The sequence below is a fragment of the Microbacterium sp. Be9 genome (genome assembly GCF_011754135.1).
Taxonomy (GTDB): domain Bacteria; phylum Actinomycetota; class Actinomycetes; order Actinomycetales; family Microbacteriaceae; genus Microbacterium; species Microbacterium maritypicum_A.
This window is the reverse complement of sequence record NZ_WNWT01000006.1, coordinates 1,212,673-1,229,930: the sequence shown is the minus strand read 5'-3', so window position 1 is coordinate 1,229,930 and position 17,258 is coordinate 1,212,673. Positions and strand designations below refer to the sequence as shown.

The following is a 17,258-nucleotide window of genomic DNA, read 5'->3' as shown; positions in this document are numbered from 1 at the left end:
TGATTAGCGGTAGGACGCAAGGAAAGGGGCCGCTGCCACGACGTCAGCGGGCTGTGCAAGCCCGAAGCCACCGCGCAGCGACCCCCTTCTTTCTGGGCCAGTACTCCCGGTCCGTGGTGTCAGGCGGGGAGTTTGGAGCCCAGGACGTCGAGCTTCTCGATCGTCGGCTCGCTGAACAGTTTGCCCGTCTGCTCGCCGAGAGCGGTCGCAACTGCGCCGGACAGGTGCGCGTCGCGGCCGGCGTCATCGGGGAACACATCGAAGATCCCGAATGAGGACGGGCCGAGACGGATCGCGAACCACGCGGTGGTCGCCTGCTCGTCCTCAACAAGCGCACGGCCGCTGTCAAGGAACTCCTTCACGTCGTCCTCCTTCCCGGGCAACGCCTCGAACCTGACCAGCAATCCCTTGGTGACACTCATGACTTCTCCTCTTTCTCTGTCGTGGTACCGGCGAGTTGGGACACTATCGCTTCGGAGAACGCAGGCAGGTCGTCGGGCGAGCGGCTGGTGATCAGGTTCCCGTCGACCACGACGTCCTGGTCGACAACGTCCGCACCGGCGTTGCGCAGGTCCGTTCGGATGCTCGGGAAGGACGTCAAGGTGCGACCTTCGACCACGCCGGCCTCGATCAACGTCCACGGCCCGTGACAGATCGCGGCAACGGGCTTGCCAGTTTCGACGAACTCGCGGACGAAGGAGACCGCGTCGGGGTCAACCCGGAGTTGGTCGGGGTTCACCGTACCGCCGGGGAGAAGCAGGGCGTCATAGTGGGCCACGGACGCGTCCGAGACCAACCCGTCGACGGTGAAGGTGCCTGCTGCATCCAAATCGTTCTCACGCGCCTGAATCTCACCCTCATGGATCGACAGGACCTCGGTCTTCGCACCGGCCCGTTCCAGTGCATCGCGGGGCTTCTCGAGCTCCACTCGCTCGACCCCGTCGGCGGCGAGGATCGCGACCCTCTTGCGCTTAAGATCTGCTGCCATCTCAGTTTTCCTTCTTTCCGTTTGACATGCCGGGCTTGATGAGGACCTTGGTCCAACCCTTGGACCTGGCGTCGAAGTTCTTGTAGGCATCGGCAGCCTGGTCCAGCGAGATCTCGTGGGAGACGATCCAGGAAGGGGTCGCCTTGCCGGCCGCGATCAAGTCTCGTAGCCGGCGGTTGTACCGCTTGACCGGGGCCTGACCGCTTCCCATGGTCTGCCCCTTGAACCAATGTGTGCCGAAGTCGATGGCCGCCTTGCCCTGCTTGGCCAATTCGCCCTCGGCCCCCGGGTCCTGGGGGACGAACACGCCGACGGTGCCGATCCCTCCGGTGAAGCGGACCGAGTTGATGAGCATGTTCAAGGTGGCGGCGGTGTCCTCGTTGCCCTGCGGATCGTGGGCCTGGTAGCCCACGCATTCGCAACCACGATCAGCTCCGAGCCCCATCGTCTCGTCCAGCACAGCCTGCACGGGGTCGACCTTGGAGTCGTCGATGGCAATCGCACCGATCTGCTCGGCCAGCGCGAGCCGGTCAGGGTGGCGATCGACCACCATCACCTTTGCTGCGCCCTTGATCATCGCGGACAGGGCGGCCATCAATCCGACCGGACCCGCCCCAGCGATCACAACGCTGTCGCCGGGGATCACGCCGGCCATCTCGGTGGCGTGGTAGCCGGTGGGGAAGATGTCAGAGAGCATGACGTAGTCGTTCTCCTTCTCCTCCGCATCCTCGCCCAGGCGCAGCGCGTTGTGGTCACCGAAAGGCACGCGGAGAAGCTCCGCTTGGCCACCGCCATAGGGACCCATGTCGGCGAACCCATAGGCCGCTCCGGCGAATGATGGTTCAGGCTGGGTGGTGAGACAGTAGTTGGTCAGGCCGCGTTCGCAGTTCTTACAGAATCCGCACGAGATGTTGAACGGGAGCACAACCCGGTCTCCGACCCTGACCTTCTCCACGCCACTACCGACTTCGATGACCTCCCCCATGTTCTCGTGACCGAACGTCCGGCCTACTTCGAAGGAAGTCCGCCCCTCGTACATGTGGAGGTCCGAGCCGCAGATGTTCGTCGTCGTCACCCTGACCAGGACATCGGTAGGGCGCTCGATCTTCGCGTCCGGGACGTCCTTCGTGCTGACCTGACGGGGTCCCTCGTACACCACTGCCTTCATGTCCACTCCGATCCGATTGTGTTGCTCGATGTTTCTTTGGCAGGGCCTCGACAACGCTGGCCCTCCGCGAGACAGCAAACGCCCCGCCGAACGACATGTCAAGGGGCTCGCCTTGAGTTGACGTGTAGCGATCGAGCCGGGATAGTGCCCGGGTCCCGCTGCGCGGAACCCTCTCCCCCAGTCTCAGGGCATGGGGTTTTTCGGATCAAAAGAGCCACAGTCGACACCCGACCAGCGCCGTCGATGCCTGGGATGCCGCACTCGCGGATCGCAGCAAGGAGATGCTGAGCCGGCTGCGGGCCGAGGTTGAGCAGATTCAAGCCGAGGCTGACGCCTCGGACGACGAGGCGGACGAGCACACGAAATAGAACATCTGTTCTAAAATCGATAACCTGGCGGTCCGCAAGGAGGATCGGCAGTGGGTACATCGAAGCGATACGCGTCGGCGGTCGATCGCAGGATGGATACGCGCATCCTCGAGCGGATCGCCGCGGAGGCCGGCCCCCTGCAGTCGCTCTCGAGCGCCGAGCTGCGCTTAGACGTAGAACCGGTGACGATCGACCCGCGGCCGAAGCCTGCGAAGGCGTGGGTGCGCTTCGGCGCGACGCCGGCGCTCGTCGACGCGGAGGTCTGCCGGTGGACAGCGGATGCCTGCGCGATCAGGTTCCGCGTGGGCGAGACGGAGATGAAGGCGTGGGTGTGGGCCTCGGCGGTCACGCCGGCCTCTCCTGGAAGGCGCTGAACGTCCCTGTGGACGGTTTCTGCGGCGCCGCCGGCATCCTGGTTGCCTGGCGTCATGGATGACGACGAATGGCCAGGCTTCTCCCTACCTGTGAGCGCTGCCTGGTGCAGCTGCAACCGTCGTGGAACCCGCCGACTCCCCGGGTCTGGCGGTGCCCGAATTGCGGCCTGGTGCGCGTGTTCTAGCCGATCTGGCGCACGAAGAGGATGACTTCATCTGCCGGGATCCTCGACCGCAACTGCTCGATCGCAACGCCGGAGGACGGCGCCTCGAGCTCCACGCGCGTGGACTCGTCGACATCGCGGGGGCGGTGTGCGAGTTCCCGAGCATGTGTTCATTCTCCCGGCACAGCGATGCCCCGGGCCGGGAGAGGTCGGCTCGGGGCATCGTCAGTGTCGGGCCAGTTATCGTGTCGCGCGAACCTCGCAGTCCGATTCGTCCTCTGCAATGAACACACTTTCAACCGTCACGTCCCAGTGCCTGTATCGGCCCGATTCCTCGAGCTCGCGCTCGATCGTGCTCATGAACGAGGTCGTCGCGCTGCCCACGTGGGGCAGGAACGGGCCGTAGTGAACCGCCCTCTCGTCGCCTACCGGGCACTAGGCTCGCGTTCATGGGTACGATCTCATTCGCCTTCTTCGGCATCGACCGCCCCACCTTGGATAGCGACGTCCGCCGGCTCACAGCCGACACCGCGTCGCAGCTCCCGCACTGAACGAGCGACGCCGACCGACGCCGCTCCCCGAGAGAAAGAAGCACACAATGTCAAACTCGCTCGATGGCAAGGTCGCACTCGTCACCGGTGGTGGCGGAGGGATCGGGCGCGAGACCGCGAAGGTCCTCGTCGACCACGGCGCACGGGTCGTCGTCGCCGACCTGTCCGAGGATGCCGGCAACGGGACGCTCGAGTACGTCGACGGCGGAGACGCCGTGGCGTTCGTCCGGGCGGACGTGACCGACCTCGCGTCGATGCAGCACCTGGTCCAGGCCACGGTGGACCGCTACGGCCGACTCGACATCGCGCACAACAACGCCGGCATCGAGATCACCGGCCCCGACCTCGCCGACGTCACGGTGGAGCAGTTCGACAAGGTGATCGCCGTCAACCTCACCGGAGTGTTCATCAGCATGAAGGCCGAGATCCCGCAGATGCTGGCGCAGGGCGGCGGATCCATCATCAACACCGCCTCGTCCCTCGGGCAGGCCGCCATCGCCCACCAGTCCGCCTACGTCACGTCGAAGCACGGCGTCATCGGCCTCACCCGAGCCGCCGCGGTGGAGTACTCCGACAAAGGCATCCGCGTGAACGCAGTGCTGCCCGGGGTGATCCAGACGCCAATGATAGACGCGCTGGAGGAGACCTACCCCGGCTTCAAGGACGCGCTGCTGACGAAGCACCCGATCGGCCGACTCGGCACGCCGCACGACGTCGCCGAGATGGTCGCGTGGCTCGGTTCCGACGCGGCCGCCTTCGCGACCGGCTCGCAGTTCGCCGTCGACGGCGGGTACCTCGCGATTTAGACGAGGTGGCCACGACGGACGGTAGGCACGGTGTCAGCTGGCTCCGTGCCTCCCGTCCGTCACCGGTCGCGCCGCGACCCGCGTGTCAGCCGTTCTTCGCGGCCAGTCGGTCCGTCTCGCTGTCGTTCCGCCACCCGGCGGTCGCGCCGCCGTCGACGCTGTAGTTCTGTCCGGTCACCCAAGAGGACTCGTCGGAGGCCAGGTAGAGCGCCATGTACACGATGTCCTCGCCCGTGCCGGGGCGTTGAATGAGCGCGTTGCCGACCTGCCAGGCCTTGCCCTCCGCGTCCACCGCCTTGTCCGTCGCCGGGGTGCTGACGAAGCCAGGTGAGATCGAGTTCGCGCGGAGGCCGTAGCGGGCGCCCTCCGCAGCGAGCGACTTCGTCATCGCGATGACGCCGCCCTTCGCGGTGGTGTGCGCGACCTGGGCGAGCGGCTCGATCCCGCGCAGCGCGGAGTACGAACCGATGTTGATGAGCGAGCCGCCGCCGTCGCAGAGCAGTGGCCACGCAGCCGTCGTCGTGTGGAAGACGAGGTCGAGCTCGACCGAAATGACGTGCCGCCACAGGTCGAAGCTCATCTGGCTGAAGGGTGCGAAGCCGAAGCCCGCCGCGTTGTTGTACATCACGTCGAGACCACCGAGCTGCTCAGCGCCGTTGCGCACCCAGTCCCCGGCGTCGGTCGGGTCGCCAAGGTCGACGGTGAACCCGGTGACGTCATGGGCGCTTGACCCCTGATCTTGGACACGCTGATTCCAGCACGATGCTGGGGAAGCGAGAATCCAAGGGATGGCTAGGAAGAACTACACGGACGAGTTCCGGCAGCGGGCGGTGGACTTGTATGAGTCCACGCCGGGTTCGACGCTCAAGGGCATCGCCGGGGATCGGATCTCGGGATCTCTCGGGGTGCGCTGAAAGAGTGGGTCGGCAAGTTCGGCTCCGGGGTCACGGTTGCCGCTGCGTCGCCGCCGGGGGCGACGGGGCGACCGGAGTCGCAGGCGGCGAAGGTCCTCCGGTTGGAGCCGACCTCATGAATAAAGCCGATTGGATGACCGCGGCGGGCTCCATCGTCGGCGTCGGAGGCATCGGCTTGGGGTACTGGTGGGCCGACTCTGCCGCAGCGACGTTCATCGCCGGCAGTATCCTCTGGGACGGACTGCGCAACACCCGCGCTGCGATCACCGACCTCATGGACACCCGCGCCACCACGTTCGATGATCACAAACCACATCCCGCGTCCGACGCTGTTCTCGAGTATCTCGAGACACTGCCGTGGGTTCGCGAGGTGGCCGTGCGCGTGCGGGACCAGGGCCAGTTCTTCCACCTGGAGGCATTCATTGTCCCCGTCGACGCCGCGATGCCCAGGTTGGTGGATCTGCGCGCGGCGCAGCAGCGATGTGAAGAGCTGGATTGGAAGCTCATCGACGTTGTCCTCATCCTCACCACGGAGCTGCCGGATCACCTGAGCAACACGAGCGCCGGTAAAGACGAACGGCAGGCTGGTTCCGAGGTCACGTCCGAGCGCACGGTTCGAGCGTCGGGTAGTGCCCTCAAGGGGGCTGCGGCTCGCTGGCTGGCGCTCGGATAGCCGGACGCTACTGCGGGGCTCAACGCGTATCGCTACTCGTCGACGAGGGCGCCGACCGTTACCGCAGGATCCCTTTCTGGCGTGCGGCGGAGACTGCTGCAGTGCGGGAGCTGACATCGAGCTTGGAGAAGATGTGGGCGAGATGGGACTTGACGGTCGTTTCGCTGACAAAGAGTTCATCTGCGACCTCGGTGTTCGATCGGCCTGAGGCGACAAGTTCAAGTACTTCGATTTCCCGGCTGCTGAGAGCGACCTGGGGCGCGCGCATGCGGCTGAGGAGTCGCGAGGCGATGACGGGTGCGAGGGCGCTTTCGCCGGCGGCGGCCGCGCGGACGGCCGCGGTCAGTTCGTGGGGTGGAGCGTCTTTCAGGAGGTAGCCGCTGGCTCCGGCTTCCACGGCGCTGAGGATGTCTGCATCCGAGTCATAGTTCGTCAGGACGAGCACATAAGGGGGCGCGTCGAGTGCTCGAATACGTCGGGTTGCGTCCGCACCCGTGTCCGATTGTTGGGAACCGAACTGCAGGTCCATCAGAACAACGTCTGGGTTCTCGCGTTCCGCCAGCATGACGGCGTCATCTGGTGTGGCCGCTTCGGCGACGACGTCGAAGTCCGGTTCGAGGCTGAAAAGGGCGTTCAGGCCGGCACGGACGATGGGGTGATCGTCGGCGATGACAAGCCGGATCATGCGAACTCCGTCAGAGAGAGGTCTACCGCCAGGGTTGTCCCCTGTCCCGGGGCGGCGTTGATGGTGAGCGTCCCACCAAGCTGTTCGACCCGCTCTGCGGTGGCCTGCAACCCGAACGAATCCGTCTTCTCGACGCTCCCCCTCTCGGGGAGATGAACGTCGAACCCGGTTCCGTTGTCCGTGACCGTGAAGTGAAGTTGGTCGTTCTCGATCGCGATGGTGACAATCGCGGTCGTCGCATGGGCGTGCTGGATGACGTTGGCGATAGCTCCTTGCGTGATTCGTAGCAGAGCGGTTTGCAGGTGCATGGGAAGGGTGACGGTATCGGAGACACGCACCTGCACGTCGAGTCCTTGGTTCGCCCATTGGGTGCGCGCGAGCCGGCGAAGCGCCCCACCGAGGGTTTGGTCGTCGAGCTGTGGCGGGGTGAGCTCGCGGATGAATCGTCGTGCTTCGGCGAGGTTTGCCGCGGCTGTTTCGCGGGCGAGGCGAATGTGTTCGATTCCGGGGCGTCCCGGGTCGGCACGTTCCGTAGCGTGCAGGAGCATCTGGATGCTGGAGAGTCCTTGCGCAAGAGTGTCGTGGATTTCGCGGGCGAGCCGGGCACGTTCTGCGAGAACCCCTGATTCATGTTCGGTCGCGGCGAGCTGTCCCCGAGTGGCGAGCAGCTCTTGGACTAGTGCTTCCCGCTGGAGGGCCTCCCGCGCGAGCGCTTGATAGCCCAACCCGATCAGTAGAGCGACACCGGCGCCGACGAATGGACCGACCACGCCGCCCACGCTCCAACCGCTATGGATGCCCAACGCGCAGATCGCGAGGATCGTCGAGACCAGAATCGCGGCTGACCCCCACCATCGTCCCAAGAGGTGAAGGAAGAGGAAAAACAGCGGGAAGACCAGGTACGCGGCATCCGCGATCAACCACAGCAACCCCAGCCATTCGGCAGTGAGAAGCGCCAACCATCCCAGCGGCAGCAGGCCCCTCGCCTGGGTGCCTCTGGGGAGGAATGTGCCCAACGCGTACGTCGCACCGACGATCAAAGCCAACACGATCACGAGGACGCTGGAATGGGTGGGGTCCAACACGGCACGGGCAATCACGAGCACAGTCAGCGCAAAGAAGAGAACGTGCAGCCCGGTCCGCAGACCCACGAAAACGGGGGTCAACGCGGTGTGCACCATGGGTGGAACTCTACGCCGCTCGCGCAGTGTGAGCATCGTCCGAAAGGACGATTGGCGGCTCCGCATTCCAGTCGCGAAACGCTGTTCGGGCGGCCGATGACCCGCCGTGTGCGGAAGGCGAGAGTGGAGTAGTCGCCGTCCGGTGACAGGAAAGGCAGCCCCATGTTCGTCGCTCTACGCGATCTCCGCTTTGCCCGCGGCCGGTTCATCCTCATCGGCTCCGTCGTCGCTCTTATCACCGTTCTCGTGGGATTCCTCAGCGGGCTGACGGGAGGACTTGCCACGCAGAACGTTTCCGCCATCCTGGCGCTTCCCGCTGACCGCATCGTGTTCTCCTCCCCCACAGTGGGAGACAGCGCAGCCAGCTTCTCCGACTCGACCATCACGGAACAGCAGGCGGCCGATTGGGCGGCGACGAACGATGTCACCGCGGCGCGTCCTATAGGAATCAGCCAGACCCGCGGCGAGACGGCCACCACCCGCGCCGCGATCGCCGTGTTCGGCGTCGAACCGGGATTCGCCGCCACTGCCCCGACCACTGATGGGCAGCTGAGCCTGTCGGACCCTGCCGCGGAAGCCCTCGACGTAGCCATCGGCGATGACGTCACTATCGCCGGTGTCGCCTACACGGTCGAAACGATCGACGGAGACGGGTGGTACAGCCACACTCCTGTCGTGCAGATGACCCTTGAGGACTGGCAAGCCTACTCGGTCGCCACCGGCACCCCCGACGCCTACGCCACAGTCCTCGCCGTTAAAGGAACTCCGGACTGGGACACCGCCGACACGGCGAACAGCACCATCTCGGAGACAACCCTCGGATCGTTGACAGCGCTGAGCGCTTTCCGTTCGGAGATCGGGTCCCTGCTTCTCATGGTCGCCATGCTGTTCGGCATCTCCGGTCTCGTCATCGGGGCCTTCTTCACCGTCTGGACCATGCAACGAAAAGGCGACGTCGCCGTCCTCAAAGCACTCGGAGCCAGCACCCGGTCCCTCATCCGGGACGCACTCGGTCAGGCACTGATCGTGCTCCTCCTCGGGATCGGAATCGGTCTCGGCATCGTCACACTGCTCGGCACCCTCGCCGGCACCGCGCTCCCATTCCTGCTGAGCCCAATCACGACCCTCCTTCCCGGGGGCATCATGATTGCCCTCGGCCTCGCCGGGGCCGCATTCGCGCTTCGATCCGTCACCTCCGCCGACCCCCTCACCGCCCTCGGGAGCAACCGATGATCCGCCTGAACAACATCACCCTCACCTTCCCGGACGGCGATGCCCGGGTAACCGCCGTCGACAACGTCTCCCTCACTGCGCACCCTGGAACTGTCACCGGCATCACCGGACCCAGTGGTTCCGGCAAATCCAGCCTCCTCGCCGTCGCCGCAACCCTCATCCGCCCCGATTCCGGAACGATCCTCATCGACGACGTCGACGTCACCACACTCAGCCTCAACGACGCCACACACCTGCGACGGGACAACATCGGAATCGTCTTCCAGCAGCCGAACCTCATCCCTTCCCTCACCGCCCGAGAACAGCTGAGCGTCATGAACGAGCTCGGCGCTCCCCACAGCCGTCGCAACCGCGCCAGAACGGCTGCTCGCGCCGACGACCTCCTGGACGCGGTCGGCCTCTCAAGCCAAGGCGACAAGCGGCCACACCAACTTTCCGGCGGTCAGCGTCAACGCATCAACATCGCGCGGGCCCTGATGAACGACCCCAGTGTTCTCCTCGTCGATGAGCCCACCAGCGCCCTCGATCAGGACCGAGGTGCGAGCATCATCGACCTCATCCTTCGCCTTACCGACGAGTTGAACACGTCAACCCTGCTCGTCACTCACGACCTCGTGCACCTGCCACGTATGCACGGGGTCGTGCACCTCGTCGATGGTCGACTCGTCGACACCCTCGTCAACGCCTAACCCGCCACCCCAGAAAGAAGGAAACACCATGGATATCCTCTTCAGCATCCTCCACGTCACCTCAGCAGTAGTTGTCGTTGGCCCGATGGCCATCATCCCGATGGCCACGTTGCGATCGCTCCGACACGGAGACAACGAAAGAAGCCTCAAGTCGGGGAAGAGTATCCGTCTCCTCAGCTACCTATCGCTGATCGTCGTGGTCACCGGATTCGGCGTCATGGGTATGGCCGATCCGGAGTACGACCTCTCCATCACCACACCCTGGGTGCTCGCGTCACTGGTCCTCTACGTCGTCGCTCTGCTGGCTACCCTCCTCGTTACGGTGCCCGCACTGCTGCAGGCCGGCCGCGCGACGGCACGGTCCTCGTACACGCGAGCGTCAATCAGCTCCTGCATCGCCACACTCTGCCTCGTCGTCGTAGTCGTTCTCATGGTCTGGAAACCCTGACCGAAGCACCAGGAACCTTGCCCAATGGCGCCCCTGCGTGCCTGTTGATGGACCGCGTCTAGATCTGGACGGCCAGCGTTTAACGGCGTACTCTGCTCGCGGAGCCGCGGTGTCGCTGAGCTGGGGAAGATCCGCGCCGCGTTCTGAGCCTTCCGCCGAGCGAGCTCTGGGACGCGTCGCGGAGCGGAAGGCCTCTAGACCTGGTTGACGACCAAGCTCATGACTCCCGGGCACCAGACCTGATCGCGCCGAAAACGATCGTTTACGGTGGGTCGATCGCCGAACGCCACCAGGTGTGCGACACGCCGAAGGCTGATCCGCCGAAGCCCACTGCCGAAACCAAACCGCGCCGGACACCGGTATTACCTTTTTGGCGCGGTCGCGAGCGACACCACCGCAGACGGTGTCATGCGCTGGGTCCCGACTGCTATATCGAGGGCACCGTGGACGCGACGGCGGCCGATCCAAGCTCGCGCGGGCATGTTTACGACCTCGCCTACGACTGCGTGAACAAGGGTGACGTCTCGAACGCGCAGACGATCAGCCTCGGGATCGAATAGACCAGTCGTAAGAAAGCAACTACAGCGACGGCCCGACCCGCTGCGCTGCGGTGCAGCGCGCCTGTTCCTGTTCAGGCTGGTTGTCCTGGGCGAGGTTCTGTGCCCGGTCGAGAGCGGCACGAGCGCGGGTGACGTCAATCTTCTGCGCCTCCGACTCGGCCGGCGCCCCGAGTGGTGATGATCCGGTGATGCCGTAGCGGTCGCGGTAGGCGGCGATGGTGCGGGCACTGTAGCGCCATGCCCGGACCGCTCGTGGCTGCTTCGGTGGCGTGCCGAGCTTCGTGATCCACTCGTGTTTGTCTGTGAGGGCGGTGTCGAGGAGGGCATCGGCGCGGTTCTCGATGAGCTCACGCCGCTCGGTCAGCGCCCGCCGCATCTCGGACGGCATGAAGCCGGTGGCTTCCGGGATGAGGCCGGCGATCAGGCGCGCGGCGTTGCGAGCGCGGCCGGCGCCTGCTGGGCGGGAGGTCGCTTTCGTTACGCGGTCGTGCAGGACGGCGGCGATGTCGTCGGCGTCGCCGAACCCGCGCGCTCTGACCAGGCGTGACAGCAGGGTGTCGATGTCGTGCTGGTTTGATTCTGCCCGTCGAAGCTCGGCGTTCAGTGCTCCGAATGCGGGTGACGTGATCGCGGCCTCGGCATCGTTGTCGGTGAGGCCCGAGGATCGGATGAGTGCGGCCCAGCGGTCGTGCTGTGCGGCGGCGGCCAGGGTTTCGTACTCGGCGGTGAGCTGGCCGATCGAAGCCCAGGCATCCTGCTCGTCGGCGACGGTCTCGTGCGCGGAGAGCTCGGCACCGACGTGCTGCAGCACCCCGAACAACACCGACCGGGCGGTCGCTTCGGTATCGTCGCCGGGGTGCGGGCCGTCGTGGGCGGGGTCGGGCTTGTCGACGGCGACGTAGGCGATGTTCTCCTCGCGACCGCGGGTCATGGCGACGTAGAACGTCTCCCTGGTCATCGACGCATCCGCGACTACGTGAGAGGAGTCCACGGTGATGCCCTGCGCCCGGTAAGAGGTGACGGCGTAGCCGAGGTCGAGATGTTCGGCCGCGTAATCGGCCGGGACCACCACCGACCCGCCCCACCTGCGCCCTGCCCGTCCGAGGGTGAGGGCGCCATCAGCGCGGACCTCGGCGATCACCCACCTGTCGCCGTTGCGAACCCAAGACCGGCCGGCGCGCAGGCGGCGGTCGTTGCGGCGGGTGACGACGGTATCCCCGGCCGCGGCGCGGGTGCCGTCGTGTAGTTCGACCTCGCGGCGTACGTTCACTGTGCCGTCGAGGATCAGATCGACGCGCGCTCTGTTGTTGAGGGCCTGGACGGATTCGTTGGAGTCGGTCACGAGGACGCTGGCCCGCCCGGCGAGAGTGTCGGCGCGCCAGGCGGCGTAGGCGGCGTCGATCATCTCCTCGGTGTCACCGCCGATCACGCGGCGGTGCTCGGCGTAGGTGTCAATGACCTCGGTGCGCCCGTGCCGCAGACGGAGGGAGGCGGTCTTCTCCCATGGGTTGACGAATCTGTGCACGTCGACCAGCTCTGGAGCGTCGTCGCGATCATGAACGAGCAGGGAGAACGCGCCGCCTGCGTCGACGGGCTGGAGTTGCGAGTGATCGCCGACTAGCAGCACCTTTGCCCCGGCTTCCGCGGCCAGGGCTGCGATGCGGTCGAGGGAGAGCGTACCCGCCAGCGACGCCTCATCGACGATAGCGAGCTGACCCCTGCGGAAGGTCTCGCCGGTGCGGTCGTGGGTGTCGAGCCACTTGGCCGTGTTCTCGGTCTGGATGCCGAGGTCATCGGCCAGTACCTGCGCAGCGACCGCGGACGGTGCGAGTCCGATCACGCTGCCGCGCCCATGTTCGTGCTCCCACGCCCGCCGCAACGCCGACATCGCCGTCGTCTTCCCCGCCCCCGCCGGACCGACCAGCACGTCGACCACCCGCCCGGAGACGGCGATCTTCGTCAACGCGGACGCCTGGTCGTCACCGAGTATCCGCCCCTTGCTGTCGGGCCGCGTCGTGATCCGTTCGACGGTCGTCAGCGGGACAGTCGGGGCGGTGATGGTGCGGGCGCGCGCGAGGAGGCTGTCCTCGGCCGCCAGGAGTACCTCGGACGTGAACAGCGCGGAGTGCTTCGGTCGGAACACGCTCGTGCCATCCGGCCGGCGGAACGCAGCCGGGCTCGACGCAAGCTCGGGCGGGGTCAGGCGCAGCGACACGGCCTCGGCGGCATCGACGACCAGGCCAACGACGGCTTCTCGATCCTCGGTCGATGCGAACCGGTAGCCCATCGTCTGCCGCGCCGCCTCCGCGGTGAGGTTCCAGCGATGCCAGGTGGAGCGCTTCTCACCGACCGCGGTCACCACGTCCCGCCCGAGCGAGGAGATCACATCCAACGGTACGTCGTCGGCGCGCAGCAGTAGCGGCTTCTCGTTCACCGTCACGGTGCGCGCCCACGCGGTCGCTTCCGACCCGAGTGCCCGCCCGGCGCGCTCCCACCAGGATGCGGTGAGGTCGGCCAGCGACCGCACCTCCTTCTCGGGCCGGGTGGACAGCGTAGCCTGGGCGCGAAGCTTCATGATCGTCGTCGGCGACGGCCGCCGCCCGCGCGCCTCGACGTACTGGCCGATGAGGCGATCCGTCTCGGCGTCGATGTGCCGGGCACGGGTGGAGAACTCCTTGACCAGGACCTCCGGCACCGCGGTGATCGCCCATGCCGGGTTCCGGTCGCGGCCCCTGTCACGCGCCTCCCACGAGACCCCGAGCATCCGTGTCAGGTGATCAGCGAACACCGCCTCGTGCAGTTCGGAGAGGGCGACGACGGCGGTATGGATCGGCCGCCCATCCAACGACCGCCACTTGTTGTCGAGGACGGTCTGCACCTTGTTGCTGATAACGACATGCGTGTGCAAGTGCGGATCACCCGCCCTCGAGTCGTAGTGATCGAACGCCGTAGCACTCAGACCGCGGACGTCGACCTGAGCAACCGCACCGTCACGACCGGTTGCACCGGTCCGGGTGGCTGCAACCTCCCGCTCCATGAATGCAACCACCTCCGCAACCGCCGCATGATGCGCGCCCGCGATCAACGCCTGCGTCCCCGCATCCGCGACCGCCCACAGCACGCTGGCGGACTTCGGGATCGAGAACGTGAAGTCGAACCCCGCCACCGCCCGCCGTGTCCCTCGCTCCGTCTGCTCGGCCTCGATAGCGACGGCGGCTTCAGCGCGTGATGCCGGCCCGAGGGCTGGATCGAGTGCCGCGGTGTGTGCCTCAATCCGCTCGGCCACGCTCTGATATTCGGGGTACGCACGCCCGAGCGGTTCGCCGGTGATGGGGTCGCGGCCCATGCCTACCAGGAGCTGGAGCTGAGCTTCGGAGACCTGATCGCCCACGCCGATCCTCCCGCCACCGAGCACTGCCACCCCGGCCCCAAGCCAGCGACCCGGCGGGGTACCCTCAGCGTTGTAATAGCGCGTCAACGGGGTAGAGAGCGACCTGTCGCCATCGCCGGCCGCGACGGTGCGCAGCAGGTACTTGTACCCGTCGCCCGCGCTCATCACACGCATCGACACCGTCATACGTCCGCTCCTCTCCACCTACTCACGAGGTGAGCAGCAGCCCGCCGAAAGCGTGCTCACCCTCGATCTGCAAGAGGCGTGGCAGCTGATCAGTGCGCTAGCTCGAGGCGCCCCGAGATCCGCGCAGGATCACCGTGTATGTGCGGCGCTGCCCGTGTAATGCCGTGCGAACTAGTAGCAACAGAGATCGCCGTGCTTCAATCGACGACCACTGTCGATAGCCAGGCGCTGACGCTCGAACGCCAGCGCTCAGGGTCAGAATTCCATGCCATGGAATGGCCCGCCGCGAACGCAACTAGTTCGACGAAGCCAGGACGTCGATCGCGGAGGGCTTCGGACACCGCAGGGGGGACCGAATCGTCTCGGTTGCCGTGCAGAATCAAAGTCGGCACGGTGAGATCTCGGGCTCGCTCGATCCAGTCCATCTCCCGAAGCGAAATGGCCCCCGGCAGCCCGGCTACGCGAGCGAGCGGATCAAGCGTCAACCAGGGCAACGAGAGACGGCCCGCCACAGCCGGCAGTCCGCTTCGTACACAATTGGCTTCGATCACCTCGATCCAACTGAGCACTGGAGAATCCAGTACCAGCGCGGCAATCACCCCCGCAGACCGCATCCGATCCGCAACGCGCAGAGCAATGGCAGCGCCCAACGACCATCCGAAGAGAACGATCCGCTCAGCGCCCTGTTTGACGGCATACTCGACAGCAGCCTCGACATCGTCGGCCTCCGAGTAGCCCAGCGTTGAGCGACCCTTCTCAACGCTCGGCCCCTCACCGTCATTGCGGAAGCTGACGACGAGCGACGTCCAGCCAAGCTCAGCAGTCACCTGCACACCGCGTAGCGTTCCTCGTCGGCGCCCGCCCATGCCATGGACGTGAATTGCCCATGTCGCCGCGCGGTGCTCGCCGTCGGCGAGCCATGCCGGGGCCGGACCCGCGGGCGTAGTGATGAAGACCTCCCGCACGCTGAGGCCCGCTGCCGCGGGGCCATCGAAGTAGATCCCGCTCCACGAAAAGGATGCCCCCAGAGATGGGAGGCGACCGGACGCGGCATGCGTCACGACCCGAGCGATCTGGCCAGGCCCTCGATCGATCACCTCGTCGGAGACTTGCACCCACTCCCCCGTTTCGAACCACAGGCTGAATATGCCTGGCGCGGCCGTGGAGCGAGTGCGGTCGAGAATGAGCAAACGCCGATCCCCGTCAGTCTCCATATCTCGAAGTCTCAGGTCGAAGGTTCGAGACCCGACCGCCGACGTTAGCTTCCGAGCGAGGACCCAGCCGAGGCTCATCGCACCCGCACAGAGGAGCACAACGCTCGCTGCAACGATGCGCCTCATGTTCGGTCTCGTTCGTCAAGAGAGCGCGGCGCAACGACCGCGGGCTTTCCGTTGGCACCTGCGCCGCTGCTTCCGAGGAGGTGGCGTTCCGCCTGCTCGAGTAGCGTCTCTTCTGCGTTAGTGACCTCGAACGCAGTACGCGGGTCGATCATCGCGTCTCTGATCTCGACGATCTCACGGTGGAGGCGGCTTTCATGGTCTTCGATTTGCGCTGTCGAAGACTGCGCCTTGCTGAGACCTGGCCGCACTCGCACAGCCCGATGCCACAGTGAGTCGAGTCGCTGCAACATCTCGGCCGTTCGCGCGCGACGAGCCCGCTCCTGCAAGTTGCGGACCATCGGCTGCACGGCGAAGCCCGCACACAGGAAAAGAAAGGCGAGGAGAGACAGCGGCCCGTACGCGGCGCCGACGGAGCGCATGAATTGAAGATTGCCGGTGACGTGCGCCAGATCCATGGTGATCACGGCGACACTGAGCGCGATACCTGAGCTCGAGCCCATGAGAAGTAGCAAAGCGGGAACCAGCTGCGCCCCTTTGCCGATGCGGAACTGCCTCATCGCCAGTGTGAGCATCGCACCCAAGATGATCCCGCAATAGGTGAACACAATGATCGAGTACGCCGCGACCCACGGCTGCGCACCGAGGTCGCGCATGAAGGTCACCGTCGTCGCCCCGCGATCGATGAGGAAAAACGCCATTGTTGTTCCGACGAGTGCGTTGAACAATGCGGGGCGACCGACCGCTGCGCGCACCAGCCGCGGACGGTACTCGCCAGCCTTCATCGCCGCTCGTCCGAGGAAGAAGAGCCCGATGATCAGAAGGCCATCCGAAAGCAGCATCGCGTGATTCGTCGATCCCAGCAAACCATCGACGGCGACGTAGACGGCGTCGACGTTGAGTGTCATGGCGACAGCGATCGTGAGGGCAGCGTAAGTAATACTGCGGTCCGTCCGCCGGCGTCGAAAAATGAGCAGGCTCGCCACGAGCACCCATAAGAGCGTCGCGATGAGCGTCTGGATCATCCGAAGATCTCCGAATAACGAGACTCCGCGAAAACAGACCCCCGAATACCCGCCGCGAGCCGGTCTGCCAGTGACTCGGCGGCAATCTCGGTCTCGGTGTCGAAATCCTGGCGTCTGAGTAGACGCGTTCTGGTGTGCGGTGGGATGTCTGGCAGGAGAGCGTCCGTGACGGAACATTCGTCCCCGTCGCAGTGTCCGAGCAGTATGTGAGCGAACTCATGGAGCACGAACTGTTGTTGATGCAGGACCGAGTCGCTGTGCGCATGAAGGATCACGTCCTCTGCTCCGGTCGTCAGCCATATTGCGCAGACGCCATCATTGTCGCCCAGCGCACTCAGCTCGACGACGCGGAGGCGTCGTCGACGACGCTGCCTCACGGCGCCCAGCAAGTCCTCGAACGTGAAGACGCTACCCAGGGCGAGTTCCGTCACGGCCGTCGTGACGGCCTGATCAAGGTCCACGGTGTGCTCACTCTCTTCGAGGGCATCTACCGGCGTCTACTCCACTTCGGGGGACG

Annotated in this window: 16 protein-coding genes and 1 pseudogene; 7 read left to right on the top strand and 10 right to left on the bottom strand. The window is 65.6% G+C overall.

Going from position 1 to position 17,258, the window contains the following annotated elements:
* Window positions 1–119 precede the first annotated feature (119 nt).
* From GLO27_RS16985 to GLO27_RS16975, 3 genes are read right to left on the bottom strand one after another with little or no spacing between them, the layout of a single operon-like run.
* The gene (locus tag GLO27_RS16985; RefSeq protein ID WP_167255866.1) at window positions 120–422 is read right to left on the bottom strand and encodes an antibiotic biosynthesis monooxygenase; all 303 of its coding nucleotides are present in this window, start codon (window positions 420–422) and stop codon (window positions 120–122) included.
* Window positions 419–988, bottom strand: coding sequence for a type 1 glutamine amidotransferase domain-containing protein (locus tag GLO27_RS16980; RefSeq protein WP_167255864.1), 570 nt, complete (start codon window positions 986–988; stop codon window positions 419–421). Before GLO27_RS16980 ends, GLO27_RS16985 begins: the two co-directional genes overlap by 4 nt.
* 1 nt (window position 989) lies before the next feature.
* Window positions 990–2,156, bottom strand: a complete 1,167-nt coding sequence (locus GLO27_RS16975; RefSeq protein WP_167255862.1) for a glutathione-independent formaldehyde dehydrogenase — start codon at window positions 2,154–2,156, stop codon at window positions 990–992.
* 418 nt (window positions 2,157–2,574) lie between these two features.
* Here GLO27_RS16975 and GLO27_RS16970 point away from each other — a divergent pair, with 418 nt between their 5' ends.
* Entirely contained in the window at window positions 2,575–2,898 is a 324-nt protein-coding gene (locus GLO27_RS16970) for a hypothetical protein (RefSeq protein ID WP_108320579.1), read from the top strand.
* Window positions 2,899–3,660: 762 nt separating this feature from the next.
* A complete protein-coding gene (locus GLO27_RS16965; RefSeq protein WP_167255860.1) occupies window positions 3,661–4,419 on the top strand; it encodes a glucose 1-dehydrogenase in 759 nt (252 codons plus the stop codon).
* Between the two features lie 85 nt (window positions 4,420–4,504).
* Here GLO27_RS16965 and GLO27_RS16960 read toward each other — a convergent pair whose 3' ends face one another.
* Complete coding sequence (locus GLO27_RS16960) at window positions 4,505–5,200, bottom strand: SDR family oxidoreductase (RefSeq protein WP_292777791.1); 696 nt, start codon at window positions 5,198–5,200, stop codon at window positions 4,505–4,507.
* A gap of 7 nt (window positions 5,201–5,207) precedes the next feature.
* On the opposite strand from GLO27_RS16960, the pseudogene GLO27_RS16955 reads away from it, so the two are divergent.
* Together GLO27_RS16955 and GLO27_RS16950 are read left to right on the top strand one after the other, a co-directional pair.
* Window positions 5,208–5,362: pseudogene (locus GLO27_RS16955) on the top strand (transposase); the annotation flags it as partial.
* Window positions 5,363–5,448: 86 nt separating this feature from the next.
* The gene (locus GLO27_RS16950) at window positions 5,449–6,006 is read left to right on the top strand and encodes a hypothetical protein (RefSeq protein WP_167255856.1); all 558 of its coding nucleotides are present in this window, start codon (window positions 5,449–5,451) and stop codon (window positions 6,004–6,006) included.
* A 58-nt stretch (window positions 6,007–6,064) separates the two neighbouring features.
* Here the strand turns inward: GLO27_RS16950 and GLO27_RS16945 are convergent, their stop codons facing one another.
* Together GLO27_RS16945 and GLO27_RS16940 are read right to left on the bottom strand one after the other, a co-directional pair.
* Complete coding sequence (locus tag GLO27_RS16945; protein ID WP_167255854.1) at window positions 6,065–6,691, bottom strand: response regulator transcription factor; 627 nt, start codon at window positions 6,689–6,691, stop codon at window positions 6,065–6,067.
* Window positions 6,688–7,872: a sensor histidine kinase gene (locus GLO27_RS16940; protein ID WP_167255852.1), complete on the bottom strand. Its 1,185-nt coding sequence runs from the start codon at window positions 7,870–7,872 to the stop codon at window positions 6,688–6,690. The genes GLO27_RS16945 and GLO27_RS16940 overlap by 4 nt, the downstream gene beginning before the upstream one ends.
* Window positions 7,873–8,034: 162 nt before the next feature.
* On the opposite strand from GLO27_RS16940, the gene GLO27_RS16935 reads away from it, so the two are divergent.
* Genes GLO27_RS16935 through GLO27_RS16925 form a run of 3 tightly spaced genes read left to right on the top strand, consistent with a single transcriptional unit; the run spans window position 8,035 to window position 10,242 of the window.
* Entirely contained in the window at window positions 8,035–9,105 is a 1,071-nt protein-coding gene (locus GLO27_RS16935; RefSeq protein WP_167255850.1) for an FtsX-like permease family protein, read from the top strand.
* A complete protein-coding gene (locus GLO27_RS16930) occupies window positions 9,102–9,794 on the top strand; it encodes an ABC transporter ATP-binding protein (protein ID WP_167255848.1) in 693 nt (230 codons plus the stop codon). Before GLO27_RS16935 ends, GLO27_RS16930 begins: the two co-directional genes overlap by 4 nt.
* Window positions 9,795–9,822: 28 nt before the next feature.
* Entirely contained in the window at window positions 9,823–10,242 is a 420-nt protein-coding gene (locus tag GLO27_RS16925; protein ID WP_167255846.1) for a DUF2269 family protein, read from the top strand.
* Window positions 10,243–10,821: 579 nt separating this feature from the next.
* Here GLO27_RS16925 and mobF read toward each other — a convergent pair.
* The 4 genes from mobF to GLO27_RS16905 all read right to left on the bottom strand — a co-directional run bounded on the left by mobF (window position 10,822) and on the right by GLO27_RS16905 (window position 17,202).
* Complete coding sequence (gene mobF / locus GLO27_RS16920) at window positions 10,822–14,379, bottom strand: MobF family relaxase (protein WP_167255844.1); 3,558 nt, start codon at window positions 14,377–14,379, stop codon at window positions 10,822–10,824.
* A gap of 197 nt (window positions 14,380–14,576) precedes the next feature.
* The gene (locus tag GLO27_RS16915) at window positions 14,577–15,593 is read right to left on the bottom strand and encodes an alpha/beta fold hydrolase (RefSeq protein WP_243844850.1); all 1,017 of its coding nucleotides are present in this window, start codon (window positions 15,591–15,593) and stop codon (window positions 14,577–14,579) included.
* 122 nt (window positions 15,594–15,715) lie between these two features.
* Entirely contained in the window at window positions 15,716–16,741 is a 1,026-nt protein-coding gene (locus GLO27_RS16910) for a DUF6545 domain-containing protein (RefSeq protein WP_208323811.1), read from the bottom strand.
* On the bottom strand, window positions 16,738–17,202 hold the full coding sequence (locus GLO27_RS16905; RefSeq protein ID WP_167255842.1) for a hypothetical protein: 465 nt from the start codon (window positions 17,200–17,202) through the stop codon (window positions 16,738–16,740). Before GLO27_RS16905 ends, GLO27_RS16910 begins: the two co-directional genes overlap by 4 nt.
* Window positions 17,203–17,258 lie beyond the last annotated feature (56 nt).